We start from the raw sequence: 25,513 nt of genomic DNA on the forward strand, positions 1-25,513 counted from the left end.
GAACGGCCGGCGCGCGGCTCAGCCCGCGCGGCCGGACCAGTTCCGGGCGTCGCGCAGCACCTCCCGGAAGGGCTTGCCGCTGTCGAACGAGGGCTCCCGGGGCAGACCGAGCACCCGCTCACCGATGCCGTTGCGCTGAACCTCGTTCGTCCCGCCGGCGATCGACATGAAGCGGCTGTTGAGGAAGCCGATCGCGGTGCGCCCGGCTGCCTCGTCGTTCTCCTCCCAGGCCACCGCGTCCGGGCCGCCGATCGCCATCGCGAGGTTCGCCCGGACGGGGTCGTGGACACCGGAGGCCAGCTTGGCGTACGACGCGAGGTGGGCGGCCCGGCCCGGTTCGGCCCGCATGAGGCCACCGAGCCGGGCCATCAGCGCACGGCGGGCGACATCGTCGACGTGCGCCCGCACGATCAGGTCCCGGGCCTGCGGGTCGTCGATCCGGCCGACGGACCGGGCGAGCTCGACCAGATCCGGCGCGATGCCCTGGGGGACCTTGCGTACCGGGCCACCGTGGCTCAGCCCGCCGCCCCGTTCGAACATCAGCATGGTCTGCGCGACCGTCCAGCCGTCGTTGACGTCGCCGATCACGTCGTCGTCGGTCAGCTCGACGTTGTCGAAGAACTCCTCGCAGAACTCGGCGTCCCCGGTGATCTGCCGGATCCGCCGGACCGTCACGCCTTTGGCGCCGATCGGAACCGCGAACCAGGTCAGGCCACGATGCTTGGGGACGTCCCAGTCGGTGCGGGCCAGGCACATGCCCCAGTCGGCGTAGTAGGCGCCGCTGCTCCAGATCTTCGCGCCGTTCAGGATCCAGCGACCGCCCTCCCGGACCGCCCGCGACCGGACGCCGGCGAGATCGGATCCCGCCTCCGGTTCCGAGAAGAACTGCACGAACAGCTCCTCGGCGGTGAGGATCCGCGGAATGTGACGCCGCAGGAAATCCGGTGACGCGTGCGCGAGCATCGTCATCGCGCAGACACCGAACGTCGTGCCCCCGGCGATGCCGAGATTCGGCATCTGGTAGCCGCGCGCCTCCTCCAGGAAAGCCCGCTCGTATTCCCCGCCCAGCCCCTGGCCGCCGTACTCCCGCGGCCAGGTGATGCCGGCGTACCCCGCGTCGAACAGCTTTCGCTGCAGCGCGCGGCCGGCGGCGATGACCTCCGGAGGTGTCTCCGTCGTGCGCATGCCCACCGGGGCCGGCCCCGCGGCCGGAACGGGCCTGAGGTTCTCCCGGATCCAGGCCCGGGCCCTGGCCCGGTACTCGTCGAGGGTCGGCGTTTCTGATGTTCCGGGCGTTTCGCTCGAAGCCTCGGCCGGCACCGCGGTCTGCTCCTCACCCTTCACGGCGGTGTCCCCCATCAGCCGACTCCTCCGATCCGCTCGGCCAGCCGCGCCCGATGCCACTGCGCGCATCCGTAGGTCACCGCGTCGGCCGCCAGCCGGCGCATGAACAGGTGGTGGTCGTGCTCCCAGGTGTAGCCGATCCCGCCGAAGACCTGGAAGCACGCGTGCGTGAGGGTGATGCTGTGCTCCGCGACGAACGCCTTGGCGGCGTGGGCGAGCTCGGCGCCGTCGGGCGCACCCCCGCCGAGTGCCTCGGCGGCGGCGGTCACCAGGCCCTTGGCCATCTCCAGCGACAGGCTGGTGTCCGCGAGCAGGTGCTTGATCGCCTGAAACGAGCCGATCGGGCGGCCGAAGGCGATCCGGGCCCGGGCGTACTCGACGGCCAGCTCGAAGTCCCGGTGCATCGCGCCGACCGACTCGGCGGCGGCGAGCACGGCGGCCACCTGTGTCTGCCGGGCGAACAGTTCCTCGGTGGCCGTTCCGGGCGTCCCGACCAGCGCGCCGGCGGGAACGTGGACACCGCTCAGGCGAACGGCGCAGATCCGCCGGGTGATGTCGAGGCCGGACAGCGCGCGGATCTCGACACCCGGTGCGGTGGTGTCGACGAGGACCTGTGTCAGGCCGTCCGTGCCGTTGCCGGTGACCAGCAGCACGTCGCAGCCGAGGGCGTCGGGGACGTGGCGGACCTCGCCATCCAGGACATAGCCGTCCAGAGCGGAGCCACTGCCGGGCGCGGCGGCGGCAGGCCGGATGGTGACCTCGCCGGCGCCGGGCGTCAGGCCGCCCACCGCACCGGCCACCCAGGTCGCGACGACCTGCCCGGCGACGAGCCGCGCCAGCAGATCTGCGTGCGGGCCGGCCTCCCCTGGCGCCCGGTCCCCGAACGTCTCGTCGCCGGACGCCTGGTCGCCGGACGTCTCGTCGCCAGACGTCTCGTCGCCGGACGCCTGGTCCGCGGGGAGGATCGCCGCGACGGACAGTGCGTGGGCGACGACGTTCGTCCCGACGAAGGGACCCGGTTGCAGCGTGGCGCCACGCTCGGCGGCCACGGCGGCCGCGTCGACAAGCCCGATACCGGACGCGCTGCCACCGCCGTGGCGCTCGTCGACCAGCATCCCGAACCAGCCGAGGGAGGCCGCGTCGGCGATGTAGGCCGCACCCACCGGCTCGGTGCTCTCGGCGAGTGCGCGGACACCGGTCAGCGGCAGCGTGTCCTCGATGAAACGGACGGTGGTGTCGACGAGCATCCCCTGCTCGGCCGTCGCCGCCGCCAGCAGCCGAACGCTCATTCGCCGGTGAACTTCGGCTCGCGGCGTTCGATGAACGCCTGGATGCCCTCTCGCATGTCCTTGGTGGTGTAGGTGATGTGCTGCGCCCGGGCCTCCTCCTCGACCGCCTGCTCGAAGGTCAGCGACTCGCTGGCGTCCAGCATCCGCTTGATCAGGCTGATCGCGGTGGTCGGGCCGCCCGCGAGCCGCTGGCCGAGAGCCGCCGCGGTCTTGTGCAGGTCCTCGGCCGGCACGACCTCGTTGACGAGCCCCCAGTCCAGGGCCTGCTCGGCGCCGAGCCAGTCCCCGAGGAAGGCGAGCTGCTTCGCCCGGCGCAGGCCGACCTGGCGCGGCAGGCTCCAGGACGTCCCGCCGTCGAGGGCGAGGCCACGCCGGACGAAGACGGAGCTGAACCGCGCCCGGTCGCTGGCGACGATGAGGTCGCAGGCGAGCGCAAGGCCCATCGACACCCCGACGACGACCCCGTCGACCGCTGCGATCGTCGGCTTCGGCAGCCGGTGTAACCGGTTGATGAGCTCGCCGACATGTCGCATCTCGTGCAGGATGGCCTGCCGGCCGCGGCCTGTGAGCCCGCTCGAACTGGCACCACTACCGCTGCCGGTCAGGTCGGCGCCGGACGAGAAGTTACCGCCCGCCCCGGTGAGGAGCAGGGCCCGATCCTCGGGGTTGCCGGCGACCTCCGTGAGCACCTGGTCCAGGGCCGCCCAGCTGGCCGCGTCGAGCGCGTTCTTCCGCTCCGGGCGGTTGAACGTCACCGTGACCAGGCCGTCCTTGCGTTCGACGAGCGTCGAGTCCATCACGAAATCCCCTCCTGGGGCGGGAACGTCTGCGGTGTCCCGACCCCGCCCCGGGGTCGGGACACCGGACCTCCAACCGGAAGGACCGCTCGCGTGGGTCGGTGCGAGCAAGACCGAGCGGGTGGACGAGCACACCGCCGACGGCGGGGCACCTCCAGTGGCTCAATCTATCTAGATGTTTGAGTGGTGTCGAGCAAAGTCGGCACTCGCCCGCATCCGCACCCCGCCCACGTACACCGCACCACCAGATCCAACGATCTTCATCCTGACCGCGCCAACCGCCACATCACCCGATCAAGGGAGGCCGGGGATGGATACATCTAGATCTATGGGCTGGAGTCATGCCGACCGGCGACCGGCGCTACCCGGCGACGGCAGGCACGTCGGAGGCGAGCGAATCCACCCGCAGGCGCTCCAGCCGCGAGCGGTTGATCCGCCACCGACCGTCCTCGCGGACGTACTCCTCCACATAGTGCCCGTAGCCCTGCAGGCCGACCCGACCACCCGACTCGGGTGCGGGCCATTCGACGTAGTCGAACATCGCCCAGGTGCCGCGGGCGGTGTCCGGCCCGGTGAGCTCGAGCTCCGGCATGTGGCCGTGGTGAACCGTCCGGGTACCGGCCAACGCCTCGCTGACCGACCTCACGATCGCCTCCCGGCCGTTGACGACCATCTCGGCCTCCGGAACCTCCAGGACGGCGTCGGACGCGAACACCCCGGCGAAACCGTCCCAGTTCTTCGTGTCCAGGTTGCGGAAGTAGCTCGCCTTGAGCCGCCTGAGCTCCTCGATGTCGAGAAGCCGGCGCAGCAGGTTCGGCTCCTGGTCGGTCACGATGCCTCCATCCGGTTCAGAGCGGCGTCCATCGCGTCGCGCCGGGCGACGTAGAACGGGCGGAACGAGCCGTGCGTGACGGAGTACGGCTCGTCGTCACGCAGGTCGGTGAGCAGGTTGCGGATGGCGTGCTCCGGTGTCACGACGTCGGCCTCGCCCACGGGCCGGTGCGCGAGCATGGCGGCGAGGTCGTCCATGTCGACGCTCGTCGTGCCGAGCGCCGCCGGCCGTGCCTGAACGCTGCTCTCCAGATGCCCGGTGGCCATCCCGCCGGGGAACAGGAGTGTCACGCCGATGCCCTCGGGGGCCAGCTCCTCGCGCAGGGTTTCCCCGAACCCGGTGACGGCGAACTTGCTCGTCTGGTAGGCACCCATCCGCACGGCCGGAGTAAGCACGCTGGACGAGGCGGTCAGCACGATCCGACGCCAGCCGGCGCGCTCACGGATGAGCGGGAGGAACTCCCGCACCGTGCGGATCGTGCCGAGCACGTTGACGTTCAGGACCCATTCCCAGTCCTGGTCGGTCAGCCGATCGATCGCCCCGAACTGCTGCACGCCGACATTCGCGCACAACACGTCGCACCCGCCGAGCGTCTCCCGTACATGCCGCGCCGCCACGGCGAGGCTTTCACCGTCTCCGACGTCGACACGTGCCGAGGTCGTCGGAACGCCGAGTTCCTCGGTGATGGTCTTCGCGGTCTGCTCGGCGGCCACACCGTCGATGTCCAGGGTGGCTACCGCCGCGCCCTGCCGCGCGAACACCCGGGCCAGGGCGGCGCCGAGGCCCGCCCCGCCGCCCGTGACGACCGCGACTTTTCCGGCCAGCTCCGTTGTCAGGTTCAACTATCCTCCTCTGACGCCTTCCGATGATTTCCTTCGGCGGTCGCCGGGGACCGCCGCCGCTGGCGCGGGGAGCTATTCGCGCGATGTCGCGCGGGATTTGATGATCTCCATTGTGGACCAGCTCCGCACCGGTGTGGGGCCGCCTTCCTCCTGCATGGTCCCGTGCAGCCAGGCGATTCCCAGGGAAACCGCGGCCGCTGCCGCGTTGTGCGTCCCCTCGAAGTTGAAGGTGCGGCCGCCGAAGGTGAGGGTGGCCAGCCTCGGCTGGCTCACCTCACCCTTCGTCTCCCAGACGATCTTCGAGCTGACGTCACCGTTGGTCGCGATGACCGGTGACTCACCCTCACGGTGGAAGGTCGCGGTCGCGTAGTCGCCCGCGCCGAGCATGGCGTTGCCGGTCTCCCAGCGCCCGTCCTCGAGGATCGACCCCCAGACGAACCAGTAGTGCTCCAGCTTGGCGATCTTCGACACCCAGGCGCTCAGGCCGGGCAGGCAGTACATCCGGTCGAGGCCGCCGTAGCCGCCGGTGATCCTCGACCCGGCGATGCTGCCCGCCACAGTGCACCCCGAGCTCGTGTAGCCGACGTCGTCGGGCAGGCCGGGGACGTAGATGGCCGTCACGTTCATCGGGAGCGGGGTCAGGACGACCTCGACGAGCCCGTCGTCCTCCTTCCAGACGTACGCCGCCGGCCCGAGCGAGATCGAAAGGCTGTGCTTCGCGCTGAAGTTGACGGGGATCGCGGCCCTGCCGGCCCTGGAGTCGGCCCAGACAATGGGGCCCCAGTACAGGTCGCTCTCGTACGGGAAACGGACCGTCGTCGGATGGGCCCACAGGTCGGTCGAGCATTCATGGACGATGAAGTCGAACGTCCCGCCCGACGAGAGCATGCGAATCAGCTCGTAGCGCTTGCCGTCCTCCGTGTCGGCCATGGCCCAGAGGAACAACAGGTCGTTGTGGAGACCGGGGAACTGCCCGTCCTGCGTCGAATAGTCCTGGACGGACGCGTCGGCCAGATGAACATACGGGATGATGTTGGCCTTCGAAACATCGAGGTCCGGCATGCTGCCCCTTTTGTTTGGTGGCATTTTCACGGAGCACCGACCAGCTCGGGAGGATCGCGGCCGGGCATGGGATGCCGTCCGCCTCGGCAGCCCGAGAGGAGATCACGAGTAGCGGCACCATCGGTTCCGGCGCCACCAGCGGTTACGGCACGATCAGCGGTTACGGCACGATCAGCCGCTCGCCGCGCGCGGCCCCAACGAAAGGACTATCGTCCGTTAGAGGACATCTGTCCGGTAACTATGGCGGAGGACCGCCCATGCCGCAACCCCTCGACCGTCGGACCCGACGGACCCGCTCCGCGCTGGAACGCGCGTTGCTGGAGCTGATCACCGAGCGCGACCTGGCCCAGATCTCGGTCGCCGACCTGACGAGGCGGGCCGACGTCAACCGCACGACCTTCTACGAGCACTACGCCGACGTGCACGACCTCGCGGCAAGCGCCTGCACCATGATGTTCGACGAACTGATCTCCAGCTCGCCGGTGATCGCGCCGAGCCGCGTCCCGTCCCGGCAGCTCGACGAGCGGGATGCCCTGATCCGAGTGCTGACGCACATCAAGGAGCAGGCCGGCCTCTACTACGCCCTGCTGGGCGACGACGGCAGCGCCCGAGTGATCAACCATCTGCACCGGCGGCTCGCCATCTCGCTGCACGTCAACCTCACCCACCCCGGCACCGGCACCCATGCCGACGACCCGGCCGACATCCCCTACGACCCGACCGCCGCGCTGTACGCCGGCGCGCTGCTCGGCCTCGTCCTCGACTGGCTCCGTCACGACTGCCCGGGCACGCCGGCGGAGCTGTGCCGCACGATCTGGCCGCGTCTCGCCGGGGCCGTGGACGGCAGCCGTCCCGCGCGACAGCAGGCGGCCTCCGCACCTGAATTTAATATCTAGATATTTAAGGGTAGATGCGTTAGAACAGGGGCGGGAGCGGGATCGCGGCCACCGTGGCTGTCGGGCTCCCGAGAACGGAGGTGGCGCGATGACCTTCCGCTGTCGACGCCTGCGACGGTTGGCGCCCGCCCAGGCAGCCGGGGGCTCGGCCCACGAGCAGCCGGCCGGGGACCGTGCCGTGGCCCCCGTGAGCGCCGCATGAAACGGATTGTCGTGCTGGGCGCCTCCAGCGGCCTGGGCCGCTGCATCGCCCTCGGTCTCGCGGAGCGGGGCCACCGGGTCGCCATGCTCGCCCGCCGGCTCGGCCGTCTCGAGGCGGCGGCCGAGGAGGCAGGTGACGGCGCCGTCGCGATCGCCTGCGACGTCACCGTGGAGTCGTCCTGCCAGGAGGCGATCGCGCGAGCCGCCGACGCGATGGGTGGCATCGACGGCCTCGTGTACTCCACCGGCCTGATCACCATCAGGCCCATCGAGGAGATGGACGCGGCCGCCTGGGCCAGGCTCTTCGCCACCAATGTCACCGGCGCCTCGCTGGTCACCGCGGCGGCGCTGCCATATCTGGCCAAGTCCCACGGGTCGGCGGTGTACCTGTCGTCGATCAGCGCCTCGGCGGGGCCTCCGTGGCCGTTCATCGGCGGCTACGCGGTGAGCAAGGCCGCACTGGACAAGCTGATCGAGGCCTGGAACGTCGAGCATCCCTCGGTCGGCTTCACCCGCCTGACGATCGGCGACTGCCTGGGCGGTGAGGGGGACTCGGCGACCGGCGCACTCGCCGGCAACGACCCGGAGCACATCGGACAGGCGGTCAACGAATGGCAGCGCCTCGGCTACCTGACGGGCCATTTCATCGACGTCGAGCACCTCGTCGACGTCACGGCCGCCACGCTCGGCTTCGGCGCCAGCAGCGTGGTGCCGTCACTGACCCTCGTCCCGCGCCCCGCCGGCCGCCCGGCGCCATCCCCCGTCGACACGCTGACGGCGGGGAACGCAACCCCCTGACGACGACCGGGAAGGTTGAGAGCCCCATGCCGGCAACCGGCGCGTTCGAGGACGTTCGCCTGGACATCGATGACCCGGTCGCCGTCGTGACGATCGACCGGCCCGCAAGCATGAACGCCTTCCGGGGGCAGACGCTGCGGGAGCTGCACCAGGCGTTCACCCGCGCCGAGCACGATCGGCGGGTGGTGGGCATCGTCCTCACCGGCGCCGAGCAGGGCGTCAGCTGGCTGCTGCCGCGCCTCGTGGGGCCCGCCCACGCCCTCGACCTGCTCTGGTCGTCCCGGGTCGTCTCGGCCCCGGAGGCACTGGCCATCGGTCTCGCCCAGCGGGTCGTGCCGTCGGATCGCCTGCTGGACGAATGTCGCGCGTACATCGCCGAGCTGGCCGCCATCGCGTCGCCGCACTCGATGATGGTGTCCAAACAGCTTGTCTACCAGCACCTTCAACGTGATCTCGGCGAGGCCGTCGACCAGACCGACGGCCTCATGCGGGAGTCCTTCCGGCGCCCTGACCCCGTCGAGGGCGCCACGGCGTTCCTCGAACGCCGCGAGCCAAGGTTCGACCGCCTGGATCTGCTCCCACCAGCCTGATCCCGAACGGATGCGGACCGCCCGCCGAGCCGCCCAGGCGACGCATGGCATCGCCCGGCCAGACGATTCCTGACCGATGCCTGATCGATGCCTAGCCGATGCCGCGGGATCCGCGTACCTCGTCCAGCACCGCTTCGACGGTCGCCGCGGGCGTGCCGGCGGGCAGGCTCAGCATGAGTCGGTCGACCACGCCCTCGAAGCGATCCCGGACCCGGACCGCGAGCGTGTCCAGCGGCGCCACAACCGCGAAGGCGTCGAGGATCTCGTCGTCGATCAGGGTGCCCATCCTCGCCCACTCCCCTCGCAGCGACAATGCCCGCAGCTCGGTCTGCAGCTCACCCCAGCCGTGCAGTTCGAGCACCGCCCGGTAGGCGGGGGTCGACCCGTAGAACGCGATCCGCTGGCGCATCGCGTCCGCGGCCGCCGCCACCTGGGCGTCGTCCACTCCGGTCGCCACGAACGCCGGGCAGCAGACCTGGACGTCACCGCGGGCACGGCCGGCGGCGTCGAGGCCCTCGGCCAGGGCCGGGAGAGTCACCTCCTCCAGGTACCGGCGGGTCGTGAAGGCGTGCGTGTGCATCCCGTCCGCCACCTCGCCGCACATCCGGGTCATCGCGGTACCGACCGCGGCGACGAAGATCTTCGGCTGGCCGTGCGGCTGCGGCTCGGGGACGAAGGCCGGCGTCATGAGCTTGTGGGTGTAGAAGTCGCCCTCGAAGCGCAGCGGGCTCCCGTCCTGCCAGGACGACCAGATCGCCCGCAGCGCGAGGACGAACTCCCGCATCCGGCCGACCGGCTTCCCCCACGGCATGCCGAACCGCTTCTCGATGTGCGCTCGCACCTGCGAGCCCAGGCCCAGGACGAATCTGCCCTCGGAGTATGTCTGCAGGTCCCAGCCGAGTTGGGCGACGGACATCGGGTTGCGCGCGAACGCCACCGCGATGCAGGTCCCGATCTCGAGACGGGTGGTGTGCTCGGCGGCGAGCACGAGCGGCAGGAAGGGGTCGTGGTTCACCTCGCCGCACCACGCGCCGTCGTACCCCATCCGCTCCAGTGCGCCGGCCGCAGCCGGCACCCCGGCAAGCACGGACGGCATCCCACCATCGATCCGCATGACGCCCCACCCTAGCCCGAAACCCGCTAATAGTTTAGATACATAGGCACGCGATCTCGCCACCCACTCGGACCGGAGCGCGACGCCGCCACCGGGACGCAGAGCTACCACCACTCACTTGTCGCTGGTACGGATGCCCCCGCGTTCTGATCAGGACGACTTTCTGCGACCGAGGCGGGTCATGGGCTAGCGACACAGGACATCAAAACCTATAGTTCTTTTCACGCTGCGGCAGGGGCCGCGACGCCGTCGCCACGGGGGTCTGATCCTCCCCCGCGGCGCGGTTCCTCTTTCAATCCCATCGGTCGCAGCATGTCCGACTCACGCTGCGGTTAACACCAAAGGACCCCCATGAAGCAAGCGGCACGATTAGCTTCCCGAGTCGTCGCGGTGCTGGCCACGTCCTGCGCCGTGATGGCCGGCATGACGGCCTGTTCGGACGACGAGCCCGACCCGACCGCGAGTGCTCCCGCAGTCACCATCGCCGACATCAAGGCCGGACCGGAGTCCGGCTGGAGCGACGGCGGTTTCCAGCCCGACCTGTCCACGATGAAATGCGGCCAGACGGCGTCCGATCCCACCCGGGGAGTGACGGACACCGAGATCACCATCGGCGGCCTCGCCTATCTGACGAGCCCGTCCGGCTCCTCGATGGCCGGCACGGAGGAGGGGGCGCGAGCCCGGTTCGAGCGGGCCAACGCCGAGGGCGGCATCAACGGCAGGAAGATCAACTACGTCGGGACCCTGGACGACGGCAACGACCCCGCGCGCAACAGCTCGCAGGCCAAGGCGCTCGTCGACCAGAAGAAGATCTTCGCCGCGGTGCCGGTGATGACCAGTAACGCCAGCTACCTCGACACCTTCTGCGACGAGACCGTTCCGTTCTTCGGCTGGGGCTTCAACTCGGGCTTCTGCAACACCTCGATCGGCTTCGGCATCACCGGATGCCTGCTGCCCGGCAAGGAGATCACGGCAAAGGCGACCACCTACGGCGTCATGCTCAACTCGCTGTTCGACGGCGATGCGTCCGGCCGGACCGTCGCCCTCGTCGGTAACGACGGCGACACCGCACGGGCCGGGCTGGCCTCCATCGCCAGGCAGATGAAGGCGGTCGGCCTCGACGTGGTGTACCAGGAGACGCCGGTTCCCGCTGCCGGCCTGACGGACGCCACGCCGGTCGTGAACGCGCTCATGACGGCCAGCAAGGGCTCACCGCCGGACGTGGTCCTCTACGGCACCGACTTCAGCACGACACTCAAGTTGACCGAGGCGCTGAAAGCGGCCGGGTTCCAGGGGAAGCACCTCAACACCGTCGGTTATGACCCCCGCCTGGCCGCAGCCAAGGTCGCGGGTCTGGACGGGGCCTACACCTCCCTGCAGTGGCAGCCCGGCACCGACGTCTCCGTGCCGGCGATCAAGCAGATGACCGACGACATCAAGAAGTACGCCCCCGAGACCGTGCTCAGTCTGCCGACGATGGCCGGGTACTGGGCTGCGGACATGTTCGTCGCCGCGGCGACGAAGGCGGGCAAGGATCTGACCGTCGACTCGCTCATGAAGGTCCTGAACGGCGATTTCAGCTACCACGTCGACGGCGCGGTCGCCGAGTCCCGCTGGCCGTTCAACCACTTCGTGTCCACGCCGTGCACCTCCGTCGTCCAACTCGCCGGCGACAAGTACGACGTGACCAGCAAGCTGTCCTGCGGCGCCTACCTGAAGAGCTGACATCCGGGTCGAGGTGGCGGACGCGTCACCTCGCCACATGCGCTGCCGGGCCTGGCGGTCCGGTGCCCGGCAGCGCATGAACCGCGCCCGCGGCTGCCGCCGGCGGACCGCATGGAAAGCACTCGGTCACAGGAACCGAACCGGCCGGAGGCGGACATGACCGATCTCTACTGGGACCCGATCTCTCCCGAACTGCGCGACGATCCGTACCCGCTCTGGCGGCGGCTGCGAGACGAGGCGCCGGTCTACCACAACGACCGCCTCGACTTCTACGCGCTGTCCCGCTTCGCCGACATCGAGGCGGCGCACCGCGATGCGGAGACGTTCGGCTCGAACCACGGCACGATCCTCGAGACGATGACGCCGGAACCGATGGACTCGGCGATGATGATCTGGCTCGACCCGCCCAGGCACACCACGCTGCGCAAGCTCGTCTCGCGGGCGTTCACGGTCCGCCGGGTGTCGGCTCTGGAGGACCGCATCCGCGAGATCTGCGCGGAGCTGCTCGACCCGCGGATCGGCTCGGGCGGTTTCGACTTCGTCCAGGACTTCGCGGCGATCCTCCCGCCGACGGTCATCTCGATCCTGCTCGGTGTGCCCCGCAGCGAGCGGGAGGAACTGCGTCAGGTCGTCGACAACGTCTTCCACATGGAGGAGGGCGTCGGCATGGCGAACGAGGTGTCCTACGCGGCGTTGACCGAACTCGGGCTGCGCCTGGGTGCGCACTTCGCGGACCGTCGCACGAACCCGCGCGACGACGTCTTCACCGACCTGGTCACCGCCGAGGTCGCCGACGAGGTGACCGGCGAGCCGCGCCGGCTCACCGACGAGGAACTCGCCAGTTTCGCGATCCTGCTGTTCAGCGCCGGCAGCGAGACGGTCGCGCGCAACCTGGGCTGGGCGGCGAGCCTCCTGGACCAGCACCCCGACCAGCGGACGGACCTCGCACGGGACCCGGCGCTGATCCCCGGGGCGTTGGAGGAGATCCTCCGTTTCGAACCACCGTCCCCGGTCAACGCCCGGTGGTCGACCCGCGACGTCATCGTGGGTGACCAGAAGATCCCGGCGAACTCCCGGGTCATCCTCATCACCGGCTCGGCGGGTCGCGACGAGCGGCAGTACACGAACCCGGACACCTTCGACATCCATCGCAAGGTCGACCTGCACATGACCTTCGGATACGGGATGCACTTCTGCCTCGGGGCGGCGCTGGCCCGCCGCGAAGGCCGCATCGGTCTGGAGGAGACGTTGCGGCGGTGGCCGGACTGGGCGGTGGACCGCGAGGCCACCGAGATGCTCTACACCAGCACCGTCCGCGGTCCGCTGCGGCTGCCCGTCCGGCTCTGACCGTCCGGCCACAGACGGCGCCTGGCCGGGCCCTCCTCGCTGAGGGCCCGGCCAGGCGTCGCGTGTCGGTGTGGCCGGACGAGTCCGGCCGCCGGCTCAGCCGATCCGGCCGTCCCAGGTACGCGCGTCCCGCACGACGTCACGGAACGGCTTGCGGGCGTCGAAGCTCGGCTCCCGGGGCAGGCCCAGCACCCGCTCACCGATACCGTTGCGCTGCACCTCGTTCGTACCGGCGGCGATCGCTACCATCCGGCCGTTCAGGTACGTGGTCGCGGGCAGCGCAGCCGCCTCGTCGGCCCCCTCGGGCCACAGCAGTGCCTCGGCCCCACCGATCTCGACCCCGATCCGGGCCCGGATCGGGGCGAGCACGCCCGCGGCCAGCTTGCCGTACGCGGCGACCGCCGGCTGGGGCTGGGCGGAGCTACGCAGCCGCGCGGCGATCCGCCGGCCGAGGTGGTACTGGGCGTAGTCGTTGATGTGGGCGGTCGCGATCGCCTGCCGGGCAAGCGGGTCGTCGAGACGGCCGGCCCTGCGCGCGAGCTCCACGAGGTCGGGAGCCAGCTCCCGCGGCTCGACCCGGACCCCGCTCGAGCTCCCGGCGCCTCGCTCGTGCACCAGCATGGTCTGCGCGACCGACCATCCCCCGTTGACCTCGCCGATGATGTCCTCGTCGGTGACGACGACATCGTCGAGGAACGCCTCGCAGAAGCCGGACGCGCCGTTGATCTGCCGGATCGGCCGCACCGTGACTCCGGGGGCGCCGGTGGGGACGGCGAACCAGGTCAGGCCCTGATGCTTCGGAACATCCCAGTCCGTGCGCGCCAGGCACATGGCGTAGTCGGCCTGGTGGGCGCCGGTGCTCCAGATCTTCGACCCGTTCAGCACCCACCGGTCTCCGTCGCGGCGCGCCGTGGTCCGGATCCCCGCCAGGTCCGAACCGGCCTCCGGCTCCGAGTAGAACTGGCACCACAACCGCTCCCCCGCCAGGATCGGCGGGATGTGCCGGCTCAGGAAGTCCGCGGACGCGTGCGCGAGCATCGACCGGGCGATCGCGGTGAAGGTGACATGGCCGGCACCGCCGAACTGCGGCGTGGCGTAGTCCCGCGCCTCCTCCCGGAAGACGCGCTCGTACTCGCCTGTCAGTCCCCGGCCGCCGTACTCCCGCGGAAACGAGAGGCCGGCGTACCCGGCGTCGAACAGCTTGCGCTGCAGCGGACGGGCGGCCGCGACCTGTTCGTCGCTGCGGGCCTCCCCGCCGTCCCCGGCGCCCGGTGCCTTCCGCTCGAGGTTCGCGGCCAGCCACGCGCGGATCTCGGCCCGGAACTCGTCGAGGCCGATCGCCCTGCCTGTCGTCGCATCGCCCGTCGTCACGTCGCCCGTCGTCACGTCGCCCGCCCTCGCATCATCAGTCTCGTCGCTCGTCGTCGCTCGTCGTCGCTGGCGTCCGGGGTGCGCCCGCGCCCCACCTCGCGCACTCGCGGCACTAGATCCCGGAAAGCTGGCACAGGTGCTCCCGATGCCAGGCCGGGTCACCGAAGAACGCCGCGTCGGTGGTCAGGCGGCGCAGGAACAGGTGCTGGTCGTGCTCCCAGGTGAAGCCGATCCCGCCGAAGATCTGGAAACAGTTCTGGGCCAGGGAGACGCCGTGTTCTCCGACGTAGGCCTTCGCCATGCTCGCCGCCTCCAGGCCGTAGTCCCGCAGGTTGGAGCCCGCCTCGGCCGGGTTCGCGTCCGTGGACCGCCCCGGCACGTCCGTGCCGGCGAGGCCGACCGCCTCGCCGAGGCGCTGGGCCGCGGCGGCGGTGATCGCCTTGCTCATCTCCAGCACCAGACTGGCGTCCGCCAGCACGTGCTTGAGCGCCTGGAACGAGCCGATCGGGCGGCCGAACGCGATCCGGTCCTTCGCGTACTGGACTGTCAGCGCGAGCTCGTAGTCCATCGCGCCGACCGACTCCGCCGCGGTCAGGACGCAGGCGAGGGCGAGCTGCCTGGCGATGAGCTCGTCGTCGCCGAGATCGGCCGCGTGCAGCCGGCCGGTGGACCCGACGGTGACGCCGTCGAACTCCAGGCCGACGAACCGGCGGGTGAGATCCAGCGATTCCAGGGGCTGCACACGCAGGCCGGGCGTGTCCGCCGGCAGCAGGAACTGCACGAGCGCCGGCCCGCCGCCGCCGTCGGTGGTCGCTGTGGCGTCTTCGGCCGCGGCGGACACGAGATACCAGCCGTCCGGGCCGGGGTTCTCCACGAAGGTGGCCCGCCCGGACAGGCGCCAGCCATCGCCGCTCCTGGTCGCCGACACAGGATTTCCCGGGCCACCGACACGGTTCGGCCACGGGCGGGCGCCCGGCACGCGGCCGGTTCCCGTCGGCACCGACGCCGACGCCGACGGCACCGCGGGTGCCCAGGCCGCCGAGGCCTCCCCCGACAGCAGGGCGGGCAGCACCTTCGCCGTGTGCTCGCCGGTGCCCGCGACCGCGAGGGCGTACGCCACGACGTTGGTCCCGACAAACGGACCCGGCTGCAGCAGGCGGCCGCGGTGGTAGGCGACCAGGGCCGCGTCGAAAACCGCGTTGTCGGACATGCTCCCGCCGCCGAGGTCGGCGGGAACGAGCGGCGCGAACCAACCCAGCTCGGCCGCCTGGCGCCGGTACGCCCCGGCGAAGGCCGGATCGGTGTACGCCTGCGCGCGGACCTTCTCCAGCGGACAGGTGCGTTCGATGAAACGCGCGGACGCGTCCACCAGCATCCGCTGCTCGTCGGTCAGAACATCATCCACGGCCGGCTCCTCGGCTGAGTCGTGCGTCTCGTTCGTCCATGGTCCGCCGCCGCGCCGGGTGTTCCGGGCACGCCGGGTCGGCTGTCGGCATCCGGCTGCGCTCAGACGCGGACGCGCCCGCGCGGCAACGGGAGCGGGATGTCGGTGTAGGTGACGATGCCGGGCGGCGCCGCGACGACCGCGGGGATCGCGTTCAGGGCCGGCAGCGCGGTCATGATCATTCCGAGAACCATGAAGTCGCCGAGCGTCTTCCAGGCGAAGTCAGGTGGCGGAGCGATGTCGACCTTGGTACGGATCGTCGGGCGCCCCTGGACCTCGATGACGTACCCGGTCCTGATCTGCCAGTCCGGGTCGAGGGTCTGGCCCTTGCGCCACCGCACCCGCAGGTCGACGATCGTCCGCCCGCCGACCCTCCCCTGCCAGCTGACGGCGATGCCGGCGACATGGTCGGCGGCGATCCGCCACGAGCCGAGATCGACATCCTGGGTCGTCCTGGCGTACTCGGCCTCGCAGACGACCTCGTCCATTGCCGGTCGTCCACTGCACAACACGAAACGTCATGTCCACCGTCCGTTCCGTAGTATCGGGCGGCTCCGAAGGAGCCCTCGCGCCCATTTCGACAGGCCGACGACCGCGCCGCGGTGCGGTCGTCGGCCTGGTGCGGTTTCGGGCTACCGCTTCTCGTAGGTGATGCCGGACGCCTCGACATCCCAGGTGGTGCTGGTGGGGCCCTCCGCACGCAGTTCACGCTTCAGGACCCTGCCCACCGGGCTGCGGGGCAGCTCGTCACGGAACTCGATATAGCGCGGAAGGACGAAATACGGGAGGGCGTCCACGCACCAGCGGAAAAGCTCCTCCTCGGTGAGCGTAGAGCCGGCGACACGGGTCGCGGTGATCTTCACGTCGTCCTCGGTAAGCCGGCTCGGCACCGCGTGCACGGCGACGTCCGCGAGCTGGCCGTGGCTCATGAGAATGCGCTCGACCTCGAAGCTGGCGATGTTCTCCCCGCGCCGGCGCAGGTAGTCGGCCTTGCGGTCGACGAAGTAGAGGTAGCCATCCTCGTCGATCTTTCCGATGTCGCCGGTGTGGTACCACCAGTTGCGGCTGGTCTCGACCGTGACCTCGGGGCGGCCCCAGTAGCCCTCGAACATCACGTGCGGCCGCTTCGGGCGGATCACGATCTCGCCGTCGGTTCCGCGCGGCAGCTCGTTGTCCTCGTCGTCGAAGATCCGCACGTCGAAGTACTCGGTGTTGATGACGCCCGCGGCCCGCGGCCGGTTACGCACCCCCGGCGGCTGCCAGGAGATGAGGCTCGCCTCGGTCACGCCGTACGCCCCGGAGAACGTGTCGATCCCGAACCTGGTGCGGATCACGTCGTCGACCTCGGGCGGCAGCGGCGCCGCGCCCATGAGCCGCAGGGTCCGGTTGGCCTCCGGCGCACCCGAGCGCGGCATCTCCGGCCGGTCCACGTCGTGCGCCAGGAGGTAGGCCATCGTGCCCAGAGTCGAGGTCATCGTCGCGCCGGTGCGGTTCATCTCCGGCCAGAAGTTCGACACCGAGAACTTCCGGTAGATCGCCGCTCTCCCGCCGTACACCAGTGTTCCGACCACGGCCGTGACCAGCGCGTTGTAGTGGAACATCGGCAGCGGTGTCCACACCACGTCATCCGCCGTGCGGCCCCAGCTGTACCCGATCTGGCGGGACAGCGCCTCGTGGTAGTTGTGGCTGAGCATGCAGCCCTTGGAAAGTCCGGTCGTCCCGCCCGTGTAGATGAAGGTCGCGAGGTCCGAGGGCCGGCGTGCCACCGGCTCCGCCAGCGGCGCACCGGCCAGCAGATCGTCGAAGGGATGCCCGGTCGCGCCGGGGAACGTCGGGATCTCCGGCCCGGTCACCAGCACGTGGGCCAGCGCGGGCAGGTCCGCGGTGACGGCGGCGGCGCGGTCGGCGAGGTCACCGGCGACCACCAGCACGGTCGACCCCGAGTCGTGCAGCTGATGACGCAGGTACTCGCCCTTGTAGGCGGTGTTGATGGGCACCGCCACGGCGCCCGCCCATTGCGCCGCCCACCAGGAGATCAGCATCTCCGGCGAGTTCTCCAGCAGGATCGCCACCCGGTCACCGGGGGCGACCCCCAGCGCCCGCAGGCCGGCGGCAAGGCGCGCGGCGCCGTCGCCGACCTGAGCCGCCGTCAGCGCGCGGCCACCGACGTCCAGATATTCGCTGTCAGGATCCTTCTCGATCCGCCGCACCAGCAGCTCCGTGGTGGTGTGCTGCTGGGCGCTGCTCCACACGCCGTCACTCACCGGACAGTTCCTCCTCGCCCTTCTCACCGCGGCCTGCTTCGACACGGGCCGCTCCGACGCGGGCCACTTCGACGCGGGCCACCTCGTCACCGCGCCGCTCCTGCGCCCCGTCCAACAGCTCGAGGAAGCCGCCGGGCCGGTACCGCCCGATGACGGCCTGCTCCAGCACGCCGAGGCCCGTCCGCTGCCCCCAGGTAGCCCGCACCACCTGCTGTACGTGCACCGTGTCGAAGGCCAGGACATCCAGGTCGGCGGTCTTGTGCGCCTCGCCGCCCACCGCGAGCTCACCGTGCCATCTGCCGTGCGACCAGGTGGGATGCAGGTAGCCGGCGCCCTTCATGCGAAACGTCCGCAGCGGCTCCAGCTCGACCGGCTCAGCGCCGGGAATGACGAGCGAAGCACGTTCGGAACGGCGCAGCCCCGGCGCCCAACGGATGTCGTGGCGGGTCCCGGGAAGCTGGCGGAACCCGAGATCCGGCCCGGCCACCGGAGCACCGGGCGCGAGTACCGGCATCACCACCGCCGTCTCCGCCCACGGCTGCCCGAGCTCGTTCTCGAACACCAGGTAGTGCAGGCACTCGTCGGCGAAGTTCAGCGGAGCCCACACGAAGAACAGCTGGGGAAGCGCGGTACGCGGTGCCGCCGGAGCCGGGTCTCCAACGCCTCGGATCCCCCAGGAGCGGTCCTTGGTCCCGAAGGTCCCCGGGGCGATCCGGACCTCCTCACCACCCGTCGAGAACGCCCCGGACCAGCTGACCATCTGCGTGGCGCGGGTGACATCCATGGCCAGCCGCGTCCCCTCATGGCGGGTCTGGCGCGGCTCCTCATAGGCGGCGGTACGGGCGGTCGCGACGAGGTCGGCGGTCAGCCCGTGTTCCGGGGAGTCGACCACGATCCGGCTCACCCGCATCGGCTCCACGATCTCGACCGAGATCGGGCCGATGGTCGTGCGGGTCCGGTCCAGCGGAATCCGCCCGGAGGCGAACACCGAACGCTGCATCCCGTCGCGGACCACGCTGAAAGCAGCGTCGATCACGCCGCGGTTCGGATACAGCCCGAGTGCGACCGCGAAGTACATGTCCTCGTCGTAGCCGTTGAACCAGAAACGATCATAGAAGTCAGCATGTCCGTCACCCGCGTGCGCGACGGGCAGCGCCGTCTGGTGCAGCGGGTAGTCATCAAAAGGGATGAGCAACGTCGGCTCCCTCTCCGGGCGGACCAGGTTCTCGTGTGCCAGACCGACCACCATGCGGGCGGCAGCCGGCGGCAACGGAACGCCGGGGATCCCTCTGGGCCGGGCTGCGCCTCCACTCTCGCCGCGACGGATGCTAGCCGATAGATCTAAATTTTTCCACGGCGCCTCCCGTGCCCGAGCGGTCAGCCGCCACCCGGAGACCGAGTTGCCCGGCACCACCTCGTCGGCGGCACCGAACCGGCCCCACCCCGGCCACCACCGGAACCGCCCCGGCGGACCGGCGGCCGATGGCACGGGGAGGTGCCACCACCGAACCAAGACGTTGAATAGATTTAGACATCTTCGTAACATCGCCTCATGCCGAGGCGTCTCGAGGAGTCCTTATGACAGCGAACGAGTGGTCCCTGCCCGCGGTGATCGACATCGTCGCCGACGTCGCGCCGGAGCGCGAGATGCTGGTCTGGACGACCGTGCGCCGCAGCTACGCGCAGGTACGGGACCGCACGCGGCGCCTCGCCGCCTTCCTCGTGAGCCGCGGGCTCGGCGTCCGGCACGAGCGGGCGGAGCTGGAGCGCTGGGAGTGTGGGCAGAGCCCGATGGCGATCCTGCTGTCGAACTGCCCCGAGTACATCGAGACGATGATCGGAGCCTTCCGCGCCCGCGCGGTGCCGTTCAACGTCAACCACCACTACGCACCGCGTGAGATCGGCGCGCTGCTCGACCAGGTCGGCGCCGAGGCCATCGTCTACCACCGGCGCCTCGGCCCGGCGATCGCCGCCTCCGGCGGCGCCGCGGGGTGCCTGCTGCTGGAGGTCGACGACGGCTCCGGGATCGAGCCGCTGCCCGGCAGCATCGCCTTCGAGGACGCGATCGCCGCCGCCGTGGACGTCGAGAACCTGCCCGAGCCGTCCCCGGACGATCTGTACCTCGTCTGCACCGGCGGCACGACCGGGACCCCGAAGGGCGTCCTGTGGCGGCAGGCGGATGTCTATGTTTCCGCGGCGGGCGGCGTCGACGGGGCCACCCGCGAGCTGATCGCCTCGATCGCCGGCAACGGCGCCGGCGTCTGGTTCGCGGCACCACCGCTGATGCACGGCGCCGCCCAGTGGACCGCGTTCGCCGGGCTGGACAACGGGGCCACGGTGATCCTGCACGACGACGCGAAGCCTTTCGACGCTCCGGGAATCCTCGAGACCATCGAACGCGAACGCGTGACGCTGATGTCCATTGTCGGCGACGCCTACGCCCGGCCCCTGCTCGAACAGATGCGGGCCCGTCACTACGACCTGTCCTCGCTGGTCCGCCTCGGAACCGGCGGCGCGGTCACGAGCGCGAGTCTCAAGCACGGCCTGCTCGAGCTGCTGCCCGGCCTCACGGTCGTCGACGGCTACGGCGCCTCCGAGACGGGCGGCATGGCCTTCGGGGCCTCCCGCAAGGGCGCCGAGACCCGCGAGTTCGAGCCCTCGCCCGGTGCCGCGGTGCTGGCCGCCGACCGCTCCCGCTTCCTCGCCCCCGGCGACGACGAGATCGGCTGGGTGGTGCGCGTCGGGCGCACCCCGCTCGGCTACCTCGACGACCGGGCGAAGACGGAGGAGACCTTCCCGATCATCGACGGCCAGCGGGTCGCCGTTCCGGGAGACCGGGCCCGTCTCACCGCCGAAGGCAGGATCGAGCTTCTCGGCCGGGACGCGATGGTCGTCAACACCGGCGGGGAGAAGGTCTTCGTCGAGGAGGTCGAGGAGGTGCTGCGCCAGCACCCCGACGTGCTCGACGCGCTCGTGGTCGGCCGCCCGAGCGAGCGCTTCGGGCAGGAGGTCGTCGCGCTCGTCCAGCCGCGCGCGGGTATCTCGCTGGCTCCCGGGGAGATCCGGGAGTTCGTCGCGCGTTCCCTCGCCCGGTTCAAGGCACCACGCGCCGTCCTGATCTGCGACCAGCTCGGCCGCCACGCGTCCGGCAAGGCCGACTACACCTGGGCACGAAAGGCCGCGGTGGACGCCGTGCCCGCCACCACCATCAGGACGTAGGACCCCCGTCCCGGGCGCGACGAGGCATCGGGACGAACACATCCGCACCGCCMGACAACCAGATCCACTCACGTCGTCCGACGCATTCATCAAAGGACTCCGATGACGAGCTACAGGCCGATCGACGCGGACAACCACTACTACGAGAGCCTCGACGCGTTCACCCGTCACCTGGATCCGAGGTTCAGGCACCGCGCTGTCCAGGTCGTGCAGGCCGGCAAGCGGGTACAACTGATCATGGGTGGGCGGGTGAACCGGTTCATCCCGAACCCGACCTTCGACCCGATCATCGTTCCCGGCTGCCTGGACCCGCTGTTCCGCGGCCAGATCCCCGACGGCGTCGACCCACGCACCCTCATGAAGGTCGAGCCGCTGCGCCCGGAATACCGCGACAAGGACATCCGCGCCGACCTCGTCGAGCAGCAGGGCCTCGACTCGATCCTGCTGTTCCCCACCCTTGGCTGCGGCGTCGAGCAGGCACTCAAAGATGACATCGACGCCACGATRGCCAGCCTCCACGCCTTCAACCGTTGGCTCGAGGAGGACTGGGGCTTCAACTACCGCGGCCGGCTCATCAGCGCACCGATGATCTCCCTCGCCGACCCCGCAGCCGCCGTCACCGAGATCGACAGCCTGATCGAGCGCGGCGCACGGATCGTCCACGTCCGCCCCGCCCCCGTTCCCGCCGAGAACGGCACCTCACGCTCCCTGGGCGACAAGCGCTACGACCCGGTCTGGGCCCGCCTCGCCGAAGCGTCGATCCCCGTCGCCTTCCACCTCGGCGACAGCGGCTACGAAGCCTCCACCACCGTGTGGGGCGGCTCCGAACGCTTCGAGGGTTTCGGTCAGGTCAGCGTCCTGACCCGCGTCCTCGTCTCCGACCGCGCGATCCACGACACCATCGCCTCCCTCGTCATCGACGGCGTCTTCACCCGCCACCCCACCCTGCGGGTCGCGAGCATCGAGAACGGCTCCGACTGGGTCGCCCTCCTCACCAAGCGCCTGCGCAAGCAGGCCAACCAGACCCCCTGGGCGTTCACCGACGACCCCCTCGACACCATCCGCGAGCATGTCTGGGTCACCCCCTACTACGAGGAGGACCTCCGCAAGCTCGCCGACCTCATCGGCGTCGAACGCATCCTGTTCGGCTCCGACTGGCCCCACGGCGAAGGCCTCGCCGAGCCCACCGACTTCTTCAAGGAGCTCGACGGCTTCACCGACGACGAGGCCCGCAAGATCATGCGGGACAACTGCCTCGACCTGCTCGGCACGGCCGGCTCCTGAGCGACCCGACACCCGCGCCTGCGCACCGGCCGGACGCCGCTCGGAACCACGACCACGACGTTTGACGCGGGGCGGGGGAACGCATGCCGACCGTCTTCGTCGCCGGGCCCAGCCGACTGCCCATCCCGGCTGCACCTTCTCCTGATATGCCCTTCCGATATGCCCCTCGCCCGGCCGCTGACGCGGCCGGGCGAGGGGCATCCGTGACCAGCGGAGTCCCGCTGTTGTCAGTCGTTCGACGGGCCGGAGGGGCCGGACGGGCCAGGCGAGCCGCCCTCGGCGCTGGATCCCGTGAGGACTCCCGCCTTCTCCGTGGCTGACACCGCCTCCGGTTCCGAGCCCGGCCGCGCACCGGCCTCCGCCGGATCGACGGCCATGCCCAGGTAGGCGGAGGCAAGACGGTCCGAGTCGACCGCACTGACCGGACCGCTCCACGAGATGTCACCGACGGTGAGGAAGGCGACCCGGTCGGCCAGCGCCAGCGCGTCGCGGGTCTTCTCCTCGGCGATGAGCAGTGCGGTGCCCCGGCCCTGCAGTTCACGCAGCGCCGTGTAGATCTGGTCGATGACCAGCGGTGCCAGGCCCAGGGACGGTTCGTCGGCGATGAGCAGGCGCGGCGGCCGCACCAGCGCCGGCGCGAGGGTGAGCATCTGCTGCTCACCACCTGACATGGCGCCGGCGAGCTGGCGACGACGCTCACCGAGCACCGGGAAGGCCTCGTAGGCCGCGCTGCGCTCGTCCTCCTGACGCAGCCAGAGCATCAGGTTCTCCTCGACCGTGAGGTCGGGGAAGATGCCCCGGCCCTCGGGTGCGAGGTAGATGCTGTCCCGCTCACGACGCTGGGCAGGGGTCCGGGTCACGTCCGTTCCGGCGAGGATGACCGTGCCCGCGCTCGGGGCCAACAGGCCGCCGATGACGGCACACAGGCTGCTCTTGCCCGCGCCGTTGCCACCGAGCAGCGCGACCGCCTCGCCGGCGGCGACGGTGAGGTCGATGCCGTGCAGCACCTCGATCTCACCGTAGCCCGCGCGTACCCCCTGGACCTTCAGCAGCACCGGGCCTGCAGGCTCCGCGGCCGTGTCAGCGACCGCGGCCGCTGCCTCGGAGACGGCTGTGACCTTGGACGGAGCCGTCGTCTCGGACACCGCCACCAGGTCGGCGGTGCCCGCCGTGGCCCGCGCGCGCCGTCGTTTCCGGCTCGAGCGGCCGATGGCGGCCAGCGCTCCGTCCGGGTCGCGGGCCAGGCCGATCGCGCCGAGGCCGAACAGCACCTGCATGAAGTAGGACGAGGCCGGGACGGCCTCGAACGCCTGCGGTGCGAGCGCGCTGACCAGGCCGGCGAGAACAGCACCGGCCGGCCGGCGAATGCTGAAGGTGACGGTTGTGGCAAGCCAGACCAGGCCGAGCAGAACGTCGTAGTCGGTGTTGGTGACCCGTCCCCGGCTGGTCGCCAACATCACCCCGCCGAAGCCGGCGATCGCCGCCGAGATGACGAACACCAGCAGCTTCATCCGGTCGACGGCGATGCCGCTGGTACGGGCGCCGACCTCGGTGGAGCGCACCGCGAGCATCGCGCGCCCGGTGCTCGACGTGCGCAGCGCGTGCACCAGCCAGAGCACCAGGCCGACGAGCACGAGCATGAGGACGACGAGCCACCGTGGGTTCTCCGTGTCGACGATCCCCAGGTCGGGCGCCGGGAGGGCCCAGCCTGAGCTGCCGTTGGAGATGTCGTGGATCTGGAAGAGCAGGTTCTGCCCGATGTACGCCAGCGCCAGGGTTGCCAGGGCAAGCGGCAGACCACCGAGCCGGCGGGTCGGTAGCGCCACGATCAGCCCGGTGATCGCGGCCACCGCTGTCCCGGCGAGCAGTGCGAGGAGGAACGGGACGTCATGCCCGATCAGGATGCCGGCGGTGAACGCACCCGAGAGCACGAACGCCGCCTGGGCGAGGCTGACCATCCCGCCGACACCCGTGACGACCGTGAACGACATCAGCACGATCGCGGTCGCCAGCCCCTGTGCGARCAGCCCCGCCCAGAAGTCCGTCGCACCGAACGCCGTGTAGGCCAGTAGTCCCGCGACCGCGGCGGCCCACAGCGCCCGCCGGGCCCACGGCGAGGCCTCGGTCGGATCGTCCGCCGGTGGCTTCTCCTCCAGCGTGGCCCCGGCACTGCGGCCGCGCTCGGCACCGAAATAGATCAACAGGCCGAACAGGATGATGAACGGCACCGCGGTCGGAAAACCGGTGATGTCCAGGTCGACGTAACCCGCGACCAGGTTCTGTGCCACTCCCAGGAGCAGACCGCCGCCCATCGCCATCGGAATCGAGGCGAACCGGGCCAGCACGACGGCCGGGATCGACACGAAGAGCATCGTGTTGAACGTGAAGCTGCCGAGCCCGAACATCGGCGCCAGCAGCACACCGACCAGGCCGGCGAGGCCGCAGGACAGGATCCAGGAGACCGCCGACGCCCGGTCCGGGTCGACACCGCGCAGTGCGGCGATCTTGGGCCGGCTCACCGAGGCGCGCATCTCGAGGCCGATCCGCGTGTGCCGCACCAACCACCACAGCAGCAGCGCGGCGAAGATCGCCGCGCCCAGCATGGCGAGCTGGTCGGTGTCGATGACCAGCCCGTCCCCGAAGGAGAAGTTCTCCTTCGGGCTCGGACCGAGACCGGGGATACGGAACACGTCCTCGATCGCCGGAAGGTCCCAGTGCGCCTTCTCCCGCAGCATCGCGGTGACCCACAAAGCGAACGCGGGCAGCGCGATCAGCAGACCGAGCGTTCCCACCATCCGGGCCGCGATCGACGCCTCCCGCAACGGGTTGAACAGCACCCGGTGCAGCAGCCAGCCGAGCAGTGGCGCGAACACTCCGACGCACAGGAGAGCCGCTGGCACCACCGGCATGTCCTGACCGGTGTTCAGCTGGAAGAAGAGATAGGCGGTCGCGAACGCGACCCCGCCCTGCCCGAAGTTGAAGACACCCGACGTCTGATAGGTGAGAGTGAGTCCTGACGCCAGAATCGCATATAAGGCACCGGAGACCAGGCCTGCGACCACCAGGCTGAGAAATTCGGTCATGCGTTCCTCTC

General features: G+C 70.4%; 19 protein-coding genes and 1 pseudogene. 7 read left to right on the plus strand and 13 right to left on the minus strand.

Annotation, left to right across the window (positions count from 1 at the left end; genetic code table 11):
* Positions 1 to 18: 18 nt before the first annotated feature.
* The 6 genes from CcI49_RS22350 to CcI49_RS22375 form a co-directional block, all read right to left on the minus strand.
* On the minus strand, positions 19 to 1,359 hold the full coding sequence (locus CcI49_RS22350; RefSeq protein ID WP_241840188.1) for an acyl-CoA dehydrogenase family protein: 1,341 nt from the start codon (positions 1,357 to 1,359) through the stop codon (positions 19 to 21).
* The gene (locus tag CcI49_RS22355; RefSeq protein WP_076829080.1) at positions 1,359 to 2,633 is read right to left on the minus strand and encodes an acyl-CoA dehydrogenase; all 1,275 of its coding nucleotides are present in this window, start codon (positions 2,631 to 2,633) and stop codon (positions 1,359 to 1,361) included. The genes CcI49_RS22350 and CcI49_RS22355 overlap by 1 nt, the downstream gene beginning before the upstream one ends.
* The gene (locus tag CcI49_RS22360) at positions 2,630 to 3,430 is read right to left on the minus strand and encodes an enoyl-CoA hydratase-related protein (protein WP_054566181.1); all 801 of its coding nucleotides are present in this window, start codon (positions 3,428 to 3,430) and stop codon (positions 2,630 to 2,632) included. The genes CcI49_RS22355 and CcI49_RS22360 overlap by 4 nt, the downstream gene beginning before the upstream one ends.
* A gap of 361 nt (positions 3,431 to 3,791) precedes the next feature.
* Positions 3,792 to 4,262: a nuclear transport factor 2 family protein gene (locus CcI49_RS22365; RefSeq protein WP_076829083.1), complete on the minus strand. Its 471-nt coding sequence runs from the start codon at positions 4,260 to 4,262 to the stop codon at positions 3,792 to 3,794.
* A complete protein-coding gene (locus CcI49_RS22370) occupies positions 4,259 to 5,104 on the minus strand; it encodes an SDR family oxidoreductase (RefSeq protein ID WP_054566179.1) in 846 nt (281 codons plus the stop codon). The genes CcI49_RS22365 and CcI49_RS22370 overlap by 4 nt, the downstream gene beginning before the upstream one ends.
* A 72-nt stretch (positions 5,105 to 5,176) precedes the next feature.
* The gene (locus CcI49_RS22375) at positions 5,177 to 6,166 is read right to left on the minus strand and encodes a hypothetical protein (protein ID WP_076829085.1); all 990 of its coding nucleotides are present in this window, start codon (positions 6,164 to 6,166) and stop codon (positions 5,177 to 5,179) included.
* 257 nt (positions 6,167 to 6,423) lie between these two features.
* Between CcI49_RS22375 and CcI49_RS22380 the strand changes: the two genes are divergently transcribed.
* From CcI49_RS22380 to CcI49_RS22390, 3 genes are all read left to right on the plus strand, one after another.
* Positions 6,424 to 7,062 (plus strand): TetR/AcrR family transcriptional regulator, encoded by a 639-nt coding sequence (locus tag CcI49_RS22380; protein WP_054566177.1) that lies wholly within the window; start codon positions 6,424 to 6,426, stop codon positions 7,060 to 7,062.
* A gap of 198 nt (positions 7,063 to 7,260) precedes the next feature.
* Positions 7,261 to 8,061, plus strand: coding sequence for an SDR family oxidoreductase (locus tag CcI49_RS22385; protein WP_076829087.1), 801 nt, complete (start codon positions 7,261 to 7,263; stop codon positions 8,059 to 8,061).
* A 26-nt stretch (positions 8,062 to 8,087) separates the two neighbouring features.
* A complete protein-coding gene (locus tag CcI49_RS22390; RefSeq protein WP_076829095.1) occupies positions 8,088 to 8,651 on the plus strand; it encodes an enoyl-CoA hydratase-related protein in 564 nt (187 codons plus the stop codon).
* A 91-nt stretch (positions 8,652 to 8,742) separates the two neighbouring features.
* Here CcI49_RS22390 and CcI49_RS22395 read toward each other — a convergent pair whose 3' ends face one another.
* Positions 8,743 to 9,765 carry an LLM class F420-dependent oxidoreductase gene (locus CcI49_RS22395; RefSeq protein ID WP_076829106.1) on the minus strand — a complete coding sequence of 341 codons (1,023 nt, stop codon included), beginning with the start codon at positions 9,763 to 9,765 and terminating at the stop codon, positions 8,743 to 8,745.
* Positions 9,766 to 10,116: 351 nt separating this feature from the next.
* On the opposite strand from CcI49_RS22395, the gene CcI49_RS22400 reads away from it, so the two are divergent.
* Positions 10,117 to 11,490 carry an ABC transporter substrate-binding protein gene (locus CcI49_RS22400; RefSeq protein ID WP_054566173.1) on the plus strand — a complete coding sequence of 458 codons (1,374 nt, stop codon included), beginning with the start codon at positions 10,117 to 10,119 and terminating at the stop codon, positions 11,488 to 11,490.
* A gap of 156 nt (positions 11,491 to 11,646) precedes the next feature.
* The gene (locus tag CcI49_RS22405) at positions 11,647 to 12,837 is read left to right on the plus strand and encodes a cytochrome P450 (RefSeq protein ID WP_076829368.1); all 1,191 of its coding nucleotides are present in this window, start codon (positions 11,647 to 11,649) and stop codon (positions 12,835 to 12,837) included.
* Positions 12,838 to 12,933: 96 nt separating this feature from the next.
* On the opposite strand, the gene CcI49_RS22410 is transcribed toward CcI49_RS22405, so the two are convergent.
* The 5 genes and pseudogenes from CcI49_RS22410 to CcI49_RS22430 form a co-directional block, all read right to left on the minus strand.
* Positions 12,934 to 14,223, minus strand: coding sequence for an acyl-CoA dehydrogenase family protein (locus CcI49_RS22410; protein WP_241840189.1), 1,290 nt, complete (start codon positions 14,221 to 14,223; stop codon positions 12,934 to 12,936).
* Positions 14,224 to 14,320: 97 nt separating this feature from the next.
* Positions 14,321 to 15,613 carry an acyl-CoA dehydrogenase family protein gene (locus tag CcI49_RS22415; RefSeq protein ID WP_076829109.1) on the minus strand — a complete coding sequence of 431 codons (1,293 nt, stop codon included), beginning with the start codon at positions 15,611 to 15,613 and terminating at the stop codon, positions 14,321 to 14,323.
* Between the two features lie 101 nt (positions 15,614 to 15,714).
* Positions 15,715 to 16,140: pseudogene (locus tag CcI49_RS22420) on the minus strand (dihydrodipicolinate reductase); the annotation flags it as partial.
* A 144-nt stretch (positions 16,141 to 16,284) separates the two neighbouring features.
* Positions 16,285 to 17,916 (minus strand): AMP-binding protein, encoded by a 1,632-nt coding sequence (locus CcI49_RS22425; protein ID WP_054566171.1) that lies wholly within the window; start codon positions 17,914 to 17,916, stop codon positions 16,285 to 16,287.
* Positions 17,909 to 19,111 carry a hypothetical protein gene (locus tag CcI49_RS22430; protein ID WP_116437476.1) on the minus strand — a complete coding sequence of 401 codons (1,203 nt, stop codon included), beginning with the start codon at positions 19,109 to 19,111 and terminating at the stop codon, positions 17,909 to 17,911. The genes CcI49_RS22425 and CcI49_RS22430 overlap by 8 nt, the downstream gene beginning before the upstream one ends.
* A 383-nt stretch (positions 19,112 to 19,494) precedes the next feature.
* Between CcI49_RS22430 and CcI49_RS22435 the strand changes: the two genes are divergently transcribed.
* Together CcI49_RS22435 and CcI49_RS22440 are read left to right on the plus strand one after the other, a co-directional pair.
* Entirely contained in the window at positions 19,495 to 21,135 is a 1,641-nt protein-coding gene (locus CcI49_RS22435; protein ID WP_076829111.1) for an AMP-binding protein, read from the plus strand.
* 102 nt (positions 21,136 to 21,237) lie between these two features.
* Positions 21,238 to 22,419 (plus strand): amidohydrolase family protein, encoded by a 1,182-nt coding sequence (locus tag CcI49_RS22440; protein WP_076829112.1) that lies wholly within the window; start codon positions 21,238 to 21,240, stop codon positions 22,417 to 22,419.
* A 227-nt stretch (positions 22,420 to 22,646) separates the two neighbouring features.
* Here CcI49_RS22440 and CcI49_RS22445 read toward each other — a convergent pair whose 3' ends face one another.
* Positions 22,647 to 25,502 carry an ATP-binding cassette domain-containing protein gene (locus CcI49_RS22445; protein ID WP_083749659.1) on the minus strand — a complete coding sequence of 952 codons (2,856 nt, stop codon included), beginning with the start codon at positions 25,500 to 25,502 and terminating at the stop codon, positions 22,647 to 22,649.
* Positions 25,503 to 25,513: the final 11 nt, after the last annotated feature.

The sequence above is a fragment of the Frankia sp. CcI49 genome (assembly GCF_001983215.1).
Classification (GTDB): Bacteria; Actinomycetota; Actinomycetes; order Frankiales; family Frankiaceae; genus Parafrankia; species Parafrankia irregularis.